Genomic DNA, 15,738 nt, shown 5'->3' on the forward strand with positions numbered 1-15,738 from the left:
AGCTTCTACCAAGACGGGAGCAATGAAATGAGTGAAGGCATCGACATCAAGGAACTCAAGCGCCGCATGGATGGCGCGATTTCCGCGTTCAAGCACGATATCGCGTCGCTGCGGACCGGCCGCGCCTCGGCCAACATTCTCGACCCGGTCATGGTCGAGGCCTATGGTTCGCGTGTGCCGCTGAACCAGGTTGCCAACATTACCGTGCCGGAGCCGCGTATGCTGTCGGTTTCGGTCTGGGACAAATCGATGGTCAACGCGACGGACCGCGCCATCCGCGAATCTAACCTCGGCCTCAATCCGATCATCGACGGCCAGAACTTGCGCATTCCACTGCCGGAGCTCAATGAGGAACGTCGCAAATCGCTGGTGAAGGTCGCTCACGACTATGCCGAGAAGAGCAAGGTTGCGATTCGCCATGTGCGCCGCGACGGCATGGACGGCCTTAAGAAAGCCGAAAAGGATGGTGTGATTGGCCAGGACGAAAGCCGGGCGCAATCAGATCGTGTGCAGAAGATGACCGACGAGACGATTTCTGAGGTCGACCGCTTGCTTGGCGACAAGGAAAAGGAAATCATGCAGGTTTGAGGCGTGCTGCGGCTACGCCTTGGCTGCAAGAACCGGACGGGAAATGTCGGAGCGAGCATTTTTGACTGTGCCAGAACACGTTGCCATCATCATGGATGGCAACGGCCGATGGGCAAAGCAGCGCGGACTTCCGCGGACGATGGGGCATCGAAAGGGCGTTGACGCCGTGCGCGAGGCAGTGCGCGCCGCGGGCGATGTGGGGATCAAATACCTCACTCTCTTCGCCTTTTCTTCGGAAAACTGGCGCCGCCCGGAAACGGAGGTCTCCGATCTCCTCGGATTGTTGAAGGCTTTCATTCGACGCGACTTGGCGGAACTCCATCGCCAGAACGTGCGCGTGAAAGTGATTGGCGACCGACACAGCCTCAAGAGCGATATCCTCGATCTTCTTGTGGACGCGGAAGAGACGACGAAGTCGAACACCGCGCTGACCCTCGTTATCGCCTTCAATTATGGTTCGCGTGACGAGATCGCCCGTGCAATGGCAAGTCTGGCACGTGATGTCGAGGCAGGACGACTCAGGGCGCAGGACATTTCTCCCGCACTTATCAACGCGCGGCTTGACACTGCAGGTATCCCAGATCCCGATCTGATCATCCGGACTAGCGGAGAGGAGCGCCTCTCCAACTTCCTACTCTGGCAGGCCGCTTACTCGGAGTTCATTTTCGTTCCTGAGTATTGGCCGGATTTCAGCCGGGAGATTTTCTACTCGGCGTTGGAGACTTTTGCGTCGCGCGACCGCCGCTTCGGTGGATTGGTGGCAAAGTCGGCTGCGGCAGTGGGCACCTGATGCAGCAGGAGCTGAAGCTACGCATTGTCTCCGGAGCAATTCTCGCCGCCATTGTTCTGCTCGCCACATGGTACGGCGGAGTGGCCTTCAGGCTGCTGTCGGCATTGATCGGGCTGTTGATCTACTATGAATGGTCGACCATTACGAAGCTTGCCACGGAACGGCCGGTCGCCAATGTAATCGGTTGGGTAGGCCAGGCGGCGATCGCGGTGGCCGTCGTTGTCGGTACCTTGGGCTATTCCCTGCTACTCTTGGCGCTTTTCTTCCTGATTGCTGTCGGCTTCGTGTTTACGTCAGGCGTGTCGCGCTGGTTTCCCACGGGGATCGTGTACGCCGGTCTTACCGGAATTGCGCTTTCGAGCATTCGCGGTGCCGACAGCGTCGGGCTCGTTGCGATGCTCTTCGTATTTGCCGTCGTGTGGTCGACCGACATTCTTGCCTATTTTGTCGGTCGCGCAATCGGCGGCCCGAAACTGGCGCCGAAGATTTCTCCGGGAAAGACATGGTCCGGCGCCATTGGCGGCGCCGTCTCCGCGGTGATTGCCGGCAGCCTCGTTGCCTATTTTGCATTTCCGCAAAGCGTCGTGCTGGTGGCGCCGATCGCGTTCATCCTGTCGGTCTGCAGCCAGGCCGGCGATCTCTTCGAATCCTTCATCAAGCGCCGCTTCGGCGTCAAGGACTCGAGCCATCTGATCCCCGGCCATGGCGGCGTCATGGACCGTGTCGACGGGCTCATTTTTGCCTGCTTTGCGGCGTTCTTGCTAGCTGGGCTTTTTTCGCTGATAAAGGGCGGCGAAATAACGTCGCTCGGTGCAGCCCTGTTCGGCGTATAATGTCTGCAAAGGCTGGCGGAAAGATCAGATGCTTGGCTTGACCGGTATATTGGCGTTCCTGACGGGCTATATGGTGCCCTTCATCCTCGTCTTGTCGTTGCTCGTTTTCGTGCACGAGATGGGGCACTATCTGGTTGGGCGCTGGAGTAGCATTCGCGTATTGGCGTTCTCGATCGGCTTCGGTCCGGAATTGCTCGGCTTCACCGACAAGCATGGAACACGCTGGAAGCTTTCGCTGATACCGCTTGGCGGCTATGTCCGCTTTTTCGGCGACGAGGATGTATCGAGCAAGCCCGATGATGACAAGCTCGCGGCGATGTCGGAAGAAGATCGTGCGCGTTCATTCGCCGGCGCGAAGCTGTGGAAGCGCGCCGCGACCGTTGCCGCCGGCCCGATCGCCAATTTCATCCTCGCGATTGCGATTTTTGCGGTTCTTTTCTCGATCTACGGTCGATCGGTCGCCGATCCTGTTGTTGCAGAACTCAAGCCCGGCAGCGTTGCAGCCGAAGCAGGCGTGGTCCCAGGCGATCTGCTGATCGCCATCGATGGCACGAAGGTCGAGACTTTCGATGACGTCCGGCGCTACGTCAGTATTCGACCAGAGCAGCGGATCGTCGTGACGATTGAGCGCAACGGCGAGAAACTGGATGTGCCGATGGTGCCGGCCCGGACGGATATGACCGATCAGTTCGGCAACAAGATCGAGATCGGCCTTATCGGCATCGTTACGAACCAGGACGTCGGTCACTTCAGGGTGCAGACCTATTCGCCGCTGGAGGCGGTCAAGGAAGGCACGATCCAGACCTGGCACATCGTAACCGGCACCTTCAAGTATATCGGTAATCTGGTCTCCGGTTATATGAAGCCAGATCAGCTCGGCGGACCGATCCGCGTCGCGCAGGCTTCCGGCCAGATGGCGACGTTGGGCGTTGCAGCTTTGCTGCAACTCGCTGCTGTCTTGTCGGTTTCCATCGGATTACTGAACCTGATGCCGGTTCCGGTACTTGATGGTGGCCATTTGATGTTCTATGCGATTGAAGCGGTGAGGGGAAAGCCGTTGGGTTCGTCTGCTCAGGACATTGCGTTCCGCATTGGCTTGGCGATGGTTTTGAGCTTGATGGTTTTTGCCACCTGGAACGATATAAGTGCTTTGATTGGCTGATTGCTGGACGAGGGAAAATTACCGTTTATTTACGATGTTTCAAAGCTGTAGTGGCGAATGCGTCACGCTTAGAAATGAAGTAAACAGAAATTAACTTGCTCCCTTGCTTGTATGTCAAAAGCGGGTAAAACGACACACGTGGCCGGAATCGGGGGACGCCTGGAGCCGGGGACGAGAAAAAAGGTAATGGGTGAAATGAAGGCTGGTTCAAGATTTTTGAACGCAGTATCGGCGGTTGCGCTGTCTGCAGGTATTGTTGCTTCGGGGGCAGGTGCAACGTTTTTCGTCTCGGCAACGACGGCAGAAGCTGCAGTCATTCAGCGCATTGATGTGCGCGGCGCAAGCCGTGTCGGCGCCGAAGCAGTGCGCTCCAACCTGACAATTCAGCCTGGCCAGAGCTTCTCCAACACCGATATCGATGACTCGGTGAAGCAACTCTACGACACTGGCTATTTCTCGGACGTCAAGATTTCCGTCTCGGGCAGCACGCTGGTTGTTTCCGTCCAGGAGGCGCAGCTCGTCAACCAGGTCGTCTTCAACGGCAACCGCAAGATCAAGGACGACAAGCTTGCTGCTGTCGTGAAGACGCGCGCGGCCGGACCTTTTAACGACGCGCAGATCCAGTCGGACATTCAGGCGATCAAGGATGCGTACGCTGCAACCGGGCGCAGTGAGGTTCAGGTGACCACGCAAGTCGTGCCCCTCGGTGAGGGACGCGTAAATCTGGCTTTCGTCATCGACGAAGGTGATCGCACCAAGATTGCCGCTATTAATTTCGTTGGCAACAATGCCTACAGCTCCGGCCGTCTCTCCTCGGTCATCAACACGAAGCGCTCGAACTTCCTGTCGTTCCTGACCCGCAAGGACGTTTATAGCGAAGACAAGCTCCGTGCAGACGAAGAGGCGCTGCGGCAGTTCTACTACAATCGCGGCTATGCCGACTTCCGCATCATCTCATCGGATGCGGCGTTCGACGAGACAACGAACAAGTACACGCTGACCTTCAACATCGAAGAAGGCCCGCGCTATGATTTTGGTGCCGTGACCGTGCAGTCGACTGTTCCCGGTATTGATTCGACGCAGCTTCAGGGGCTCGTCCGCACGCACGAAGGGCAGGTCTACAGCGCCAAGGAAGTTCAGAAGTCCATGGAAGCGATCTCCGATCAGGTCGCGTCCGCCGGCTATCCTTTTGCGCGCGTCACGCCGCGCGGCAACCGCGATCTGGGCAACAACACGATTGGCGTCGAATACCTGGTTGACCAGGGTGAGCGCGCCTATGTCGAGCGCATCGAAATCCGTGGTAACAGCCGTACGCGTGACTTTGTCATCCGTCGTGAGTTTGACATGAGCGAAGGCGACGCCTTCAATCAGCAGATGATTACGAGGGCCAAGCGCCGCCTCGAAGCTCTCGGTTATTTCTCGTCGGTCAATATCTCCACGCAGCCTGGCAGCTCGCCGGATCGCGTTGTTGTTGTCGTTGACGTGCAGGATCAGGCGACTGGCTCGTTCGGTATCGGCGCAGGCTATGCTGCCGGCGGCGACGGTCTGCTGCTCGAAGCATCTGTCGAGGAAAAGAACTTCCTGGGTCGCGGTCAGTACATCAAGGTTAGCGCCGGTGGCGGTCAAGAAGGCTCCCAGACCTATGGCTTGAACTTCACGGAGCCCTACTTCCTGGGCTATCGTTTGGCTGTCGGTTTCGATCTTAACCATAGTGAGACGTCGAGCAACGACAACTACGACTACGAGGAAAACAGCGGTGTACTGCGTGCAACGGCGCCGATCACGGAAGATCTGGCAACAACGTTCCGCTATAACTACAAGCAGATGAAGTACGATCCTTCGGGCTCGCTGAGCAATCTGTCGGCGCCATACCAGCATCTCGTCGAGGACAGTCCGTGGGTGAAGTCGTCCGTTTCGCAGACGCTGACCTACAACACACTTGACGACATGACGCTGCCTCGCGAAGGCATATATGCAAGCGCCACGCAGGAAATTGCTGGCTTGGGCGGTGACTCGGAGTTCTATAAGATCTACGGTAAGGCACGGTATTACCACCTGCTTGCGGATGATGCCGATATCATCGGTTCGGTTACGGGTTCGGCGGGTTATGTCGTCGGTTTTGGCGACAACTTGAACGTCTTTGACCAGTTCACGCTGACCAACGGCGATATTCGCGGCTTCGAGAACAAGGGCATCGGCCCACGCATTGCCGGCGCAAACGACGACCCGCTCGGTGGGACGACCTATTTTACGGTGTCGGCTGAAGCGACCTTCCCACTCCCTGCGTTCCCGCGTGACTTCGGCTTGCGCGGCGCCGTGTTCGCCGATGCAGGTACGCTGTTTGGCAATGATGTCGATCCGCGTGGTGATAGTGTGAACGGCGTTGATGCATCGCTCCGGGCTTCTGTCGGTGTCGGTCTTATGTGGGCGTCGCCATTCGGTACGCTGCGCGTCGACTACGCTATTCCGGTTCTCAAGGAAGACTTCGACAAGACTCAACACTTCAAGTTTGGCATAAACAACCAATTCTGATATCGGCAGTCCGGAACCGTAAAACCGAATTCCGTTCTGGAGATTTGCCGATGGAGCATAATGATTTTTTTCTGCCCCATGATGGCGTGAAACTCTCGGAGTTGGCGCAATATCTTGGGGCAGAGCTTGCTGATCTCAAAACTGCAGATGTGCTGATCCGTTCCGTTTCGCCTGTTAGCCGGGCGAAGGCGGGGGATCTCTGTTACATCATGTCGAAGAAGAGCAAGGGCGAGCTCGCGACGTGTGCGGCGTCTGCCGTGCTTTGCAGCACCGGTCTGAGATCACTGGTGCCCGATCATCTGCCTGTTCTGATTTCGAAGAATGCTCATGCTGCTTTTGCCATGGCGGGGGGCTATCTCTATCCGAACGCGCTGCGGCCTGGAGCACTGTTGTCGGAAGCCTCCGGTATCTCCGATCGTGCGATCGTTGATCCGACGGCCCGGCTCGAGGGCAAGGTTTCGGTCGAGCCATTCGCGGTCATCGGCGCGCATGCCGAAATCGGCGAGGGCACACACATCGGAGCGGGCGCCGTCATCGGACCGAACGTCAAGATCGGCCGTAATTGTACGATCGCGGCTGGCGCAAGCGTGCTGTGCGCACTCGTCGGTAACGGTGTTATCATTCACAACGGTGCGCGGATTGGCCAGGATGGCTTCGGTTATGCTCCAGGTCCGCGCGGGATGATCAAGATCGTGCAGATCGGTCGGGTCATCATTCAGGATCATGTCGAGATCGGCGCCAACACGTCGATCGATCGCGGGACGATGGATGATACGGTCGTCGGCGAAGGCACGAAGATCGACAACCAGGTACAGATCGGCCACAACGTCCGCATTGGACGCCATTGCGCCATCGTTTCCCAGGTCGGTATTGCCGGCAGCACGGTGCTTGGCGATGGCGTGCAGATCGGCGGTCAGGCCGGACTGAATGGACATATCAAAATCGGTGACGGAGTGCAGATCGCCGCGAAAAGCGGCGTGATCGGAGATATACCTGCCGGGGAACGTTACGGTGGTGTGCCCGCGCGTCCGATCCACGATTTTCTGCGAGAGACGGCAGCGATTTTGGCGCGATCAGCGGGCAGTAAGAAAACGGGAGAAAAGAATGACTGAGGAAGCCAAGACTTCGCTCTCTTCGGCAGATATCATTGAGATCATGAAGCTGCTGCCACATCGTTATCCGTTCCTGCTAGTGGACCGGATCATCAATATTGACGGCGACGAATCCGCGGTAGGCATCAAGAACGTGACCGCAAACGAACCGCATTTCACCGGTCACTTTCCCGAATCGCCAATCATGCCGGGTGTACTGCTCATCGAAGGCATGGCGCAGACGGCTGGAGCGATCTGCGCCAAGAAGCAAGACGAAACCGGGAATCTGGTCTACTTCATGACGATCGACAATGCGCGTTTCCGCAAGCCGGTCGTTCCCGGCGATCGTGTCGAATATCACGTGAAGAAACAGAAGCAGCGCGGTAATATCTGGAAGTTCCATTGCGATGCTAAGGTTGATGGAGCGCTCGTCGCCGAAGCTGACATCGGGGCGATGATCGTTCGCAAGGATCAAGCATGAGCACCATAGCAGCCAGCGCCAGCATTCACGCCATGGCGGTCGTCGAAGACGGCGCCGTCGTCGGCGAGAACGTCAAGATCGGCCCTTTTTGCCACGTCGGGTCGAAGGTCGCGCTGGGCGATAATGTGGAACTGCTGGCGCATGCGGTGGTATCCGGCAAGACGACGATCGGTAAGGGCTGCCGCATTTTCCCGATGGCCGTTATCGGTGGAGATCCTCAGAGCGTTCATCATGGCGGCGAAGAGACGACCTTGACGATCGGCGACAACTGCACGTTCCGCGAAGGAGTGACGGTAAACACGGGAACTGCCGATTTCGGTGGCCAGACGATTGTCGGCAATAACAATCTCTTCCTGGCGAACTCCCATATCGCCCATGATTGCCGGGTCGGAAACAATGTCATCATGTCCAACAATGTGATGCTCGCGGGCCACGTCACGATCGAGGATCGTGTCATTCTGGGTGGCGGCTGTGCCGTGCATCAGTTCACGCGCGTCGGCCGGCAGGCCTTTGTCGGTGGGCTCTCGGCTGTCAGTTATGATGTCATTCCCTATGGCATGCTCAATGGCAATCCCGGTCTTCTGAGCGGCCTGAACGTCGTTGGCATGACCCGCGCTGGTGTTGACCGGGCGACGATTCATGCCGTGCGGCGCGCCTACAAGGCGATCTTTGAAGGCGACGGTTCGATCCGTGACAACGCCGCCGCGATCCGGGATGAGTACGCCGATTGCGAACAGGTCATTCAGATTCTCGACTTTATCGCCGCGGAAAGCGATCGCGCTCTTTCCTCTCCGACCAGGGGACAGAAAGGGTAATGCTTGGCTCTCGCTGGTGACATGGCAAAAGGCCGCTTGGCAATCATCGCAGGCAGCGGCCTTCTACCGTCTCATGTCGCCACTGCGGCGCGGCGAGCAGGCGAGAACCCCTTCATCATCGCTCTGAAGGACGAGGCCGACCGTTCTTGGGAAGGCTTTGACCACGCCGTCATTGGCGTCGGCGATTTCGCCGCTCTCAACCGGATCTTTGAAAGCAACCGCATAGATCGCGTTGTCATGTCTGGTGGTGTACGCCGGCGCCCGGAGTGGCGCGAAGTTCGGCCGACACTGAAGACCCTCGCGAAATTGCCGTCGACAATCCGCACGCTGCTCGCTGGCGGCGACGATACGGTGCTGCGCATGGTCATCGCCCTGATCGAAGAGAATGGGCGCCGGGTTGTCGGCGCGCACGAGATCGCACCGGATCTGCTTGCCTGCGTCGGTCCATTGAGCGCAGTGCAGCCAAGCGCCGACGACACCAAGGACATAGTACGAGCAGCAGAAGCGGCGGATGCTCTCGGTAGGCTGGACGTTGGCCAGGGGTCGGTTTCAGTCGGTGGCCGTATCGTTGCGCTCGAGGGAGTGGAAGGCACAGACAGCATGCTAGAGCGTGTCGCGAACCTGCGGTCGGCCGGACGGATTTCCGCGCGCCGGCGCGGAGTGCTCGTGAAACTCTGCAAGCCTCAGCAGGATATCCGCGCGGACCTGCCGTCGATCGGTATTTCGACGATCGAGAACCTGCGCCAGGCGGGATTGGCCGGCGTGGCGATTGAGGCGGGTCGCTCGCTGATCCTGGAGCGTGACGCTGTCATAAAGGCTGCGGATGAGGCCGGTATCTTCGTGTGCGGACTGGATAGGGGATTGCCATCCTGGGGGCTAGTGTGAGCGAGGCTTCACTGAAAGTTGCCATTATTGTTGGAGAGGTTTCTGGCGACCTCCTGGGCGCGGACCTGATCGCCGCCTTGAAACGACAGTTTCCTGGCAGTGTGGAACTGATCGGCGTCGGTGGCGAGGGGCTGGAGGCGCAGGGCCTGCGCTCGCTTTTCGATTTCTCCGAACTGCAGGTCATGGGCATCACGCAGGTTCTATCGAAACTGCCACGGCTGGTTCGGCGTATTGGTGAGACTGCGACGACGATCATCGCCGCAAAGCCTGATGTGCTTATTATAGTCGATAGTCCCGACTTCACTCACAGGGTCGCAAAGCGCGTGCGAACGGCGCTGCCCGACCTGCCGGTTGTCAATTATGTTTGTCCAAGCGTATGGGCGTGGAAAGAATACCGCGCGCAGCGCATGCTCGCCTATGTCGACCAGGTGCTGGCGGTCTTGCCCTTTGAGCCGGAAGTGATGCGCAAGTTGGGCGGTCCGCCAACGACGTACGTCGGTCACCGTTTGACAGCCGATCCGAACCTGCTGGGCGCGCGACGCCAGCGCGAGCAGACGAAACCTCGAAACGAAACCGACCGCAAGACGGTGATGTTGCTGCCGGGTTCGCGCTCGTCCGAGATCATGAAGCTGCTGCCGCATTTTGGCGATGCCGTGAGCGAGCTGGTGGCCCGCAACGGAGATGTGCGCTTCGTTTTGCCGACCATGCCGCGACGCGAATCCATGATCCGTGATCTCGTCAAGGATTGGACGACCAAGCCCGAGATCGTGACGGGCGCGGAGGCGAAGTGGCAGGCATTCGCTGAAGCGGATGCGGCCATGGCCGCGTCCGGGACTGTCGTGCTCGAGCTGGCACTGACCGGTGTTCCCTGCATTTCGGCCTACAAGACGGACTGGATCATCAAGCTCATGACCAGCAAGATCAAAACGTGGAGCGCGGCTCTTCCGAACCTGATCGCCGACTACGCTATTGTACCCGAATATATCAATGACGTGGTCAGAGGCGGCAGCTTTGCACGCTGGATGGAGAAGCTTGCGGCAGACACCTTGCCGCGACGGGCGATGATGGAGGGGTTCGACGTTCTCTGGCAGAGGATGCAGACCGAAAAGCCGCCCGGAGAACACGCAGCAGAGATCGTTCTCGACGTCCTTCAAAAGAAAAAGCCCGGCCATTTCTGACCGGGCTTTTTGCAGACTGCTATCGCGGTTTAGCGCTTGGAGACCGGCAGGTAATCACGCTGCGGCTCGCCGATGTAGAGCTGGCGCGGGCGACCGATACGCTGTTCTGGATCTTCGATCATCTCGTTCCACTGGGCAATCCAGCCGACCGTGCGAGCGAGAGCAAACAGCACGGTGAACATAGTCGTGGGGAAGCCCAGAGCCTTCAGCGTGATGCCGGAGTAGAAGTCGATGTTCGGATAGAGCTTCTTCTCGATGAAGTATTCATCGGTCAGTGCGATACGCTCGAGTTCCATCGCGACTTCGAGCAACGGATCGTCCTTGACGCCGAGTTCGCCGAGAACCTCATGCGTCGTCTTCTGCATGATCTTGGCGCGCGGATCGTAGTTCTTGTAGACGCGGTGACCGAAGCCCATTAGACGGAACGGATCGTTCTTGTCCTTGGCACGGGCAATGTATTCCGGAATACGGTCAACGGTGCCGATCTCGGTCAGCATGTTCAGCGCTGCTTCATTGGCGCCGCCGTGAGCCGGGCCCCACAGGCATGCTATGCCGGCCGCGATGCAGGCAAACGGGTTTGCGCCCGACGAGCCGGCGAGGCGAACGGTCGAGGTCGACGCGTTCTGCTCATGATCGGCGTGCAGGATGAAGATGCGGTCCATGGCGCGGGCCAGAACCGGATTGACCACATATTCCTCGCAGGGAACTGCGAAGCACATGCGCAGGAAGTTCGAGGCGTAGTCGAGATCGTTCTTCGGGTAAACGAAGGGCTGGCCGATGTGATACTTGTAGGCCATGGCAGCGAGCGTCGGCATCTTGGCGATCATCCGCAGGCTTGCGACCATGCGCTGATGCGGATCGGTGATGTCGGTGGAATCATGGTAGAAGGCCGACAACGCGCCGACGCAGCCGCACATGACGGCCATCGGATGCGCGTCGCGGCGGAAGCCCGTGAAGAACCGGCTCATCTGCTCATGCACCATCGTGTGATGCGTGACGCGATAGTCGAAATCCTTCTTCTGGGCAGCGGTCGGCAGTTCTCCGTAGAGAAGCAGGTAGCAGACCTCGAGGAAGTCACCGTGCTCGGCAAGTTGCTCGATCGGATAACCGCGATGAAGCAATACGCCGGCATCACCATCGATATACGTGATTTTCGATTCACAGGATGCGGTCGAGGTGAAACCAGGATCGTACGTGAAGGAAGCCGTGTTCTTGTACAGGGCGCCGATATCGATGACATCAGGGCCAATCGTGCCGCTCTTGATGGCGAGATCGACTGATTTATCACCGATTTTCAGTGTTGCGCTTTGTTCCGTCATTCTGATCCTCCAAACTGGCGGTTGGCGCCATAAAAGCGCCATAGGGTTAAGCGTCGTCGACGATAGCTATATGATCGCGCGCCTAATGCCAAGTTACCGTGGTGCCATTTTGTGCATCGCAGTATCAACTTTTGGGCACTGCTGCGATGTACCCTGCGCATAGCAGAAGCTAATGATAATCCTTGGCTTTTCTGATTTCCGATTTTCCTTCAGATTTCAATCGATTATTGTTGCTTCAAGCCTCGAGAGCTTGCATTGTGGTTGCAAGGGCGGCTGTTTTTGGGCGCAGATGCATGCCGCGGTTGAAGCCATTTGAGGTGAGAAAGGCCGCTCCGGGCGCGGGTGCGCCTGCTCGTGCGGCAGAGCCTTATTTTCTCCGGCCTCAATCTACTCCCAAGCCTCCGCGCCTTCCGCACGCCGTCACTCGTTTCCTGGCCAACGCGGGGTACGACCGCGACTCTCGGCTGCTCATCGTGGTTTCAACGCGCTGTGGCAACGGAGATGGAACATGGGCGCTTTGTCCTGTTTTCTCCGGTCTTCCTCGGGACTGGCGCCGTCCTCTGGTTTGAGTTCGCAAGTGATCCGCCAGCAATCCGCCTGGGAGCATGGATTGTCGCGTCGGCCCTGATTGCGCTGGCGGCAGGCCAAGGCCGCCCGAAATCTTGCGCAGGCAGGGGTATTGGGTGTTCTGGGAATGCTTTTCGCCCAGTTCGAAACGCAGAGCAGGGCGACCGTCATATTGGATTCACCTGTAGCTACGACGATTACGGGCCGCGTCGAGCGTCGGGAAGGCGATGGCCGTGGCCGCTGGCGCGCTACATCATCTCGCTCTCGCTCTCGCAGACGCAGTCGCCCGGGACATTGTCATTGCCGAGGACGGCAGCCTTGTCGCGATTGTCAAAGGGCAAGTCCTTGCACCAAAAATCGACTCCATCCGACTGACTTCATCTTCGATCAATGGCGAAGGGTGCTCCACCGCGATCATTGGACGGCGTCGGCCCTGTTCGGCTGCGGGATAATAAAGGTGAAGCTCAACGTCTCTTCTCGGCAGCGGAACTGCGTAATGCTCGCAATGCGTTGCGTCAGGCTGCGATGGGCGCTACGAATCGCTTCGTATGCCTGAAAGGCGCCTGGTGCACCGCCACGCATGATAGCGGCTACGTCCTGACAATCGTCGAAAACCCTGTGTACTTCGGCGCTGCGTGCGACACCGCCGATATCGTCTGACGGAATGCCGGTCGGGTGCACTGCTATTCACCGGCGAAACCTTGCGCCGCTCGGGCACCGCTGAGATACGGATAGACGACCAGGGCACCCATCGTGACGACCTCGTATACCACGCATGATCGCCCCTGGATGCGGCATCGGGCATACAACTGTCGAAGCGGTACGTTTGACGACGAGCTGCCTGTCGTTAGTGATAACGGCGAATGAGGCCGACCAGCTTGCCCTGAACCTTGACGCGGTCGGGTCCGAAAATGCGCGTTTCATAAGCCGGGTTCGCGGCCTCAAGCGCAATGGAGGCGCCCTTGCGGCGGAAACGCTTGAGGGTCGCTTCCTCGTCATCGACGAGTGCGACGACGATGTCGCCGGCATTTGCCGTGCTGGCGTTGCGGATGATCACTGTGTCGCCGTCGAAGATGCCGGCTTCGATCATCGAGTCGCCCTTCACCTCAAGCGCATAGTGCTCGCCCGGGCCAAGCATGTCGGCCGGAACTGTAATGTCGTGGGTATTGTTCTGGATTGCCGAAATCGGCACGCCGGCAGCAATCCGCCCCATAACCGGTACGGAGGCCGAGCTGTCGTTGTCGGCATGCGCAGCCGGCTTCGGCGGCGCAACCGGCTGCGGCTTGCCGAGGCTGCCTTCGATAACGCTCGGCGAAAAGCCGCGGCGGGGCTGGAGGCTCGGATTATATGCCTCCGGCAGCTTGATGACCTCCAATGCGCGGGCCCGATTAGGCAGTCGGCGAATGAAGCCCCGTTCTTCGAGCGCAGTAATCAGCCGGTGGATGCCTGACTTGGACGCGAGATCCAAGGCGTCCTTCATTTCGTCGAAAGACGGAGGGACACCGGATTCCTTCATCCGCTCGTGAATGAAGAGAAGAAGCTCCTGTTGCTTGCGCGTCAGCATCGAAGTTGAACCCCAGAGTCGTGAAACAAAGCCAGAACAGACACTATATGTTCCATATGTGTTCCGCAAGTGCCTAAATTTTCATAAAACTTGCCTGCAACTTGCTCAGTTTTTGCGTCGCTTTTGAGTGAAAGCGTAGAAGGGGGTTGCATTGTTGCCTTGCCCGGCGCACATCTTCGCAAATTCCGGAGAGTTTGCCATGAGCGAAGCACATCCGCTGGACCACATCGTGCTGCCGGTCTCCAATATCGGACTTGCGCGCGAGCGCTTGGGAAAGCTGGGATTCACCGTCGCACCCGATGCCCGGCATCCTTTTGGAACCGAGAATGCCTGCATATTCTTCGCCGACGAAACATACCTGGAACCCTTAGGCGTCGCCAACGCGGAGCTGCACGAGGCGTCGGCGAAGAAAGGCAATGTCTTCACTGCGCGTGACCGGGCTTTCCGATTTCGATGCGGGGATGATGGTTTCTCGGCGGTGGTCTTTGCGACCACCGATGCTGATCGCGACCATGCCCGGTTCCTTGCCGAAAAGATCAATGGCGGCGAGATGCTGCAGTTCGAGCGGCCGATGAAGATGCCTGACGGCTCTCAGGCCACCGCTGCGTTCAAGCTCGCGTTCGCGGTCGATCTGCGGGCTCCGGATTTTTTCTTTTTCACGTGCCAACGCGTCAATCCGCTGCCGGCCGACCGTAGAGCGCTGCAAAAGCACGCAAATGGCGTGAGTGGGATCGCAGAGATCGTTCTTGGCGCGCCGGACCCAAAAGCATTTGCGCCATTTGTGCGTGCTGCGGCGCACGGCCTCCCGGTGACCAACGAGGCCTTTGGCGCGAGTGTGACAACTCCGAACGCCAGAGTGAGCGTTCTCTCCCCAGATGGATTGGATGCCTACTTCGATATTCCGGCACCGAATGATCGCGGCCTGCGTGGCGTCGCCATTGTCTTCAAGGTCAGTGATCTCGCCGTGACAGAAGCGCATTTGGCTGCTAACGGGATGACTTATACGCGCAAGAATAATCGAATTCTGGTGAAGGCGGCGCCCGGACAGGGCGCGCTCTTCGCCTTCGAGGAGAAACGATGAGCCAGACAAATTCCGAAGTCGTGATCGGCGAAGGCGCCGGCCGCGTCACCTTTTCGAATGCCGGCAAGCTGTCCCTGATTGCCGGGCCTTGCCAGATGGAGAGCCGCGACCATGCCTTCATGGTCGCCGGTGTATTGAAGGAACTCTGCGACAAGCTTGGTCTCGGCCTCGTCTATAAGTCCTCGTTCGACAAGGCGAACCGCACCTCGCTGTCGGCGCAGCGCGGCATAGGTCTTGAACAGGCGCTGGAGGTCTTTTCGGACCTCAAGAAGGAATACGGCTTTCCGGTTCTGACCGACATCCATACCGAGGAGCAGTGCGCCGAGGTGGCGACGGTCGTCGACGTCCTGCAGATCCCGGCCTTCCTGAGCCGTCAAACCGATCTGTTAGTGGCAGCCGCGAAGACCGGCCGAGCCGTTAACGTCAAGAAGGGACAGTTCCTGGCGCCTTGGGACATGAAGAACGTTCTCAACAAGCTGAACTCGACGGGAAACCCGAATATTCTGCTTTGCGAACGCGGCGCCTCGTTCGGCTACAACACACTGGTTTCCGACATGCGTTCGCTGCCAATCATGGCGGCGATGGGTGCTCCAGTCGTTTTCGATGCGACGCATTCGGTGCAGCAGCCGGGCGGGCAGGGCGGTTCGAGCGGCGGCCAGCGCGAATTCGTGGAGACGCTGGCACGGGCAGCCGTTGCGGTTGGCGTCGCCGGTGTCTTCGTAGAAACGCACGAAGATCCTGACAATGCGCCATCCGACGGGCCGAACATGGTCTATTTGAAGGATATGCCGCGGCTGCTCGAAAAGCTGCTGGCCTTCGACGTGATTGCAAAGGCCGCCTGAAACCGGCAGA

At 58.5% G+C, this 15,738-nt stretch carries 14 protein-coding genes; 12 read left to right on the forward strand and 2 right to left on the reverse strand.

Features of this window, described 5'->3' with window-relative positions; translation table 11 throughout:
* Nucleotides 1–27: 27 nt before the first annotated feature.
* From frr to lpxB, 10 genes are all read left to right on the forward strand, one after another.
* Nucleotides 28–588: a ribosome recycling factor gene (frr, locus tag FHT71_RS05010; protein WP_007790369.1), complete on the forward strand. Its 561-nt coding sequence runs from the start codon at nt 28–30 to the stop codon at nt 586–588.
* A 43-nt stretch (nt 589–631) separates the two neighbouring features.
* Nucleotides 632–1,378, forward strand: coding sequence for an isoprenyl transferase (locus FHT71_RS05015; RefSeq protein WP_183719120.1), 747 nt, complete (start codon nt 632–634; stop codon nt 1,376–1,378).
* Nucleotides 1,378–2,211: a phosphatidate cytidylyltransferase gene (locus FHT71_RS05020; RefSeq protein WP_132590920.1), complete on the forward strand. Its 834-nt coding sequence runs from the start codon at nt 1,378–1,380 to the stop codon at nt 2,209–2,211. Before FHT71_RS05015 ends, FHT71_RS05020 begins: the two co-directional genes overlap by 1 nt.
* Nucleotides 2,212–2,239: 28 nt before the next feature.
* A complete protein-coding gene (gene rseP, locus FHT71_RS05025; protein WP_132590922.1) occupies nt 2,240–3,373 on the forward strand; it encodes an RIP metalloprotease RseP in 1,134 nt (377 codons plus the stop codon).
* A gap of 195 nt (nt 3,374–3,568) precedes the next feature.
* Nucleotides 3,569–5,905: an outer membrane protein assembly factor BamA gene (bamA, locus tag FHT71_RS05030; protein WP_132591010.1), complete on the forward strand. Its 2,337-nt coding sequence runs from the start codon at nt 3,569–3,571 to the stop codon at nt 5,903–5,905.
* A 50-nt stretch (nt 5,906–5,955) separates the two neighbouring features.
* The gene (gene lpxD, locus FHT71_RS05035; protein ID WP_132590924.1) at nt 5,956–7,017 is read left to right on the forward strand and encodes a UDP-3-O-(3-hydroxymyristoyl)glucosamine N-acyltransferase; all 1,062 of its coding nucleotides are present in this window, start codon (nt 5,956–5,958) and stop codon (nt 7,015–7,017) included.
* A complete protein-coding gene (gene fabZ, locus FHT71_RS05040; RefSeq protein ID WP_132590926.1) occupies nt 7,010–7,477 on the forward strand; it encodes a 3-hydroxyacyl-ACP dehydratase FabZ in 468 nt (155 codons plus the stop codon). The genes lpxD and fabZ overlap by 8 nt, the downstream gene beginning before the upstream one ends.
* A complete protein-coding gene (lpxA, locus tag FHT71_RS05045) occupies nt 7,474–8,292 on the forward strand; it encodes an acyl-ACP--UDP-N-acetylglucosamine O-acyltransferase (protein WP_132590928.1) in 819 nt (272 codons plus the stop codon). Before fabZ ends, lpxA begins: the two co-directional genes overlap by 4 nt.
* Before the next feature lie 3 nt (nt 8,293–8,295).
* Nucleotides 8,296–9,177, forward strand: a complete 882-nt coding sequence (locus FHT71_RS05050) for an LpxI family protein (RefSeq protein WP_165933118.1) — start codon at nt 8,296–8,298, stop codon at nt 9,175–9,177.
* The gene (gene lpxB / locus FHT71_RS05055) at nt 9,174–10,355 is read left to right on the forward strand and encodes a lipid-A-disaccharide synthase (protein ID WP_007790394.1); all 1,182 of its coding nucleotides are present in this window, start codon (nt 9,174–9,176) and stop codon (nt 10,353–10,355) included. The genes FHT71_RS05050 and lpxB overlap by 4 nt, the downstream gene beginning before the upstream one ends.
* Nucleotides 10,356–10,384: 29 nt before the next feature.
* On the opposite strand, the gene gltA is transcribed toward lpxB, so the two are convergent.
* Nucleotides 10,385–11,674, reverse strand: coding sequence for a citrate synthase (gene gltA, locus FHT71_RS05060; RefSeq protein ID WP_132590932.1), 1,290 nt, complete (start codon nt 11,672–11,674; stop codon nt 10,385–10,387).
* 1,414 nt (nt 11,675–13,088) lie between these two features.
* Nucleotides 13,089–13,805, reverse strand: coding sequence for a transcriptional repressor LexA (lexA, locus tag FHT71_RS05065; protein WP_007790400.1), 717 nt, complete (start codon nt 13,803–13,805; stop codon nt 13,089–13,091).
* A 199-nt stretch (nt 13,806–14,004) separates the two neighbouring features.
* On the opposite strand from lexA, the gene FHT71_RS05070 reads away from it, so the two are divergent.
* Nucleotides 14,005–14,886, forward strand: a complete 882-nt coding sequence (locus FHT71_RS05070) for a VOC family protein (RefSeq protein ID WP_132590936.1) — start codon at nt 14,005–14,007, stop codon at nt 14,884–14,886.
* Nucleotides 14,883–15,728, forward strand: coding sequence for a 3-deoxy-8-phosphooctulonate synthase (gene kdsA, locus FHT71_RS05075; protein WP_132590938.1), 846 nt, complete (start codon nt 14,883–14,885; stop codon nt 15,726–15,728). Before FHT71_RS05070 ends, kdsA begins: the two co-directional genes overlap by 4 nt.
* The last annotated feature ends 10 nt before the right edge of the window (nt 15,729–15,738 follow it).

The organism is Rhizobium sp. BK060 (genome assembly GCF_014193145.1).
GTDB lineage: Bacteria > Pseudomonadota > Alphaproteobacteria > Rhizobiales > Rhizobiaceae > Rhizobium.

What these genes read in the sequence shown, in the direction of transcription:
- frr (WP_007790369.1), top strand. Translation starts at nt 28, where the DNA reads ATGAGTGAAGGCATCGACATCAAGGAACTCAAGCGCCGCATGGATGGC.
- FHT71_RS05015 (WP_183719120.1), top strand. Translation starts at nt 632, where the DNA reads ATGTCGGAGCGAGCATTTTTGACTGTGCCAGAACACGTTGCCATCATC.
- FHT71_RS05020 (WP_132590920.1), top strand. Translation starts at nt 1,378, where the DNA reads ATGCAGCAGGAGCTGAAGCTACGCATTGTCTCCGGAGCAATTCTCGCC.
- rseP (WP_132590922.1), top strand. Translation starts at nt 2,240, where the DNA reads ATGCTTGGCTTGACCGGTATATTGGCGTTCCTGACGGGCTATATGGTG.
- bamA (WP_132591010.1), top strand. Translation starts at nt 3,569, where the DNA reads ATGAAGGCTGGTTCAAGATTTTTGAACGCAGTATCGGCGGTTGCGCTG.
- lpxD (WP_132590924.1), top strand. Translation starts at nt 5,956, where the DNA reads ATGGAGCATAATGATTTTTTTCTGCCCCATGATGGCGTGAAACTCTCG.
- fabZ (WP_132590926.1), top strand. Translation starts at nt 7,010, where the DNA reads ATGACTGAGGAAGCCAAGACTTCGCTCTCTTCGGCAGATATCATTGAG.
- lpxA (WP_132590928.1), top strand. Translation starts at nt 7,474, where the DNA reads ATGAGCACCATAGCAGCCAGCGCCAGCATTCACGCCATGGCGGTCGTC.
- gltA (WP_132590932.1), bottom strand. Translation starts at nt 11,674, where the DNA reads ATGACGGAACAAAGCGCAACACTGAAAATCGGTGATAAATCAGTCGAT.
- lexA (WP_007790400.1), bottom strand. Translation starts at nt 13,805, where the DNA reads ATGCTGACGCGCAAGCAACAGGAGCTTCTTCTCTTCATTCACGAGCGG.
- FHT71_RS05070 (WP_132590936.1), top strand. Translation starts at nt 14,005, where the DNA reads ATGAGCGAAGCACATCCGCTGGACCACATCGTGCTGCCGGTCTCCAAT.
- kdsA (WP_132590938.1), top strand. Translation starts at nt 14,883, where the DNA reads ATGAGCCAGACAAATTCCGAAGTCGTGATCGGCGAAGGCGCCGGCCGC.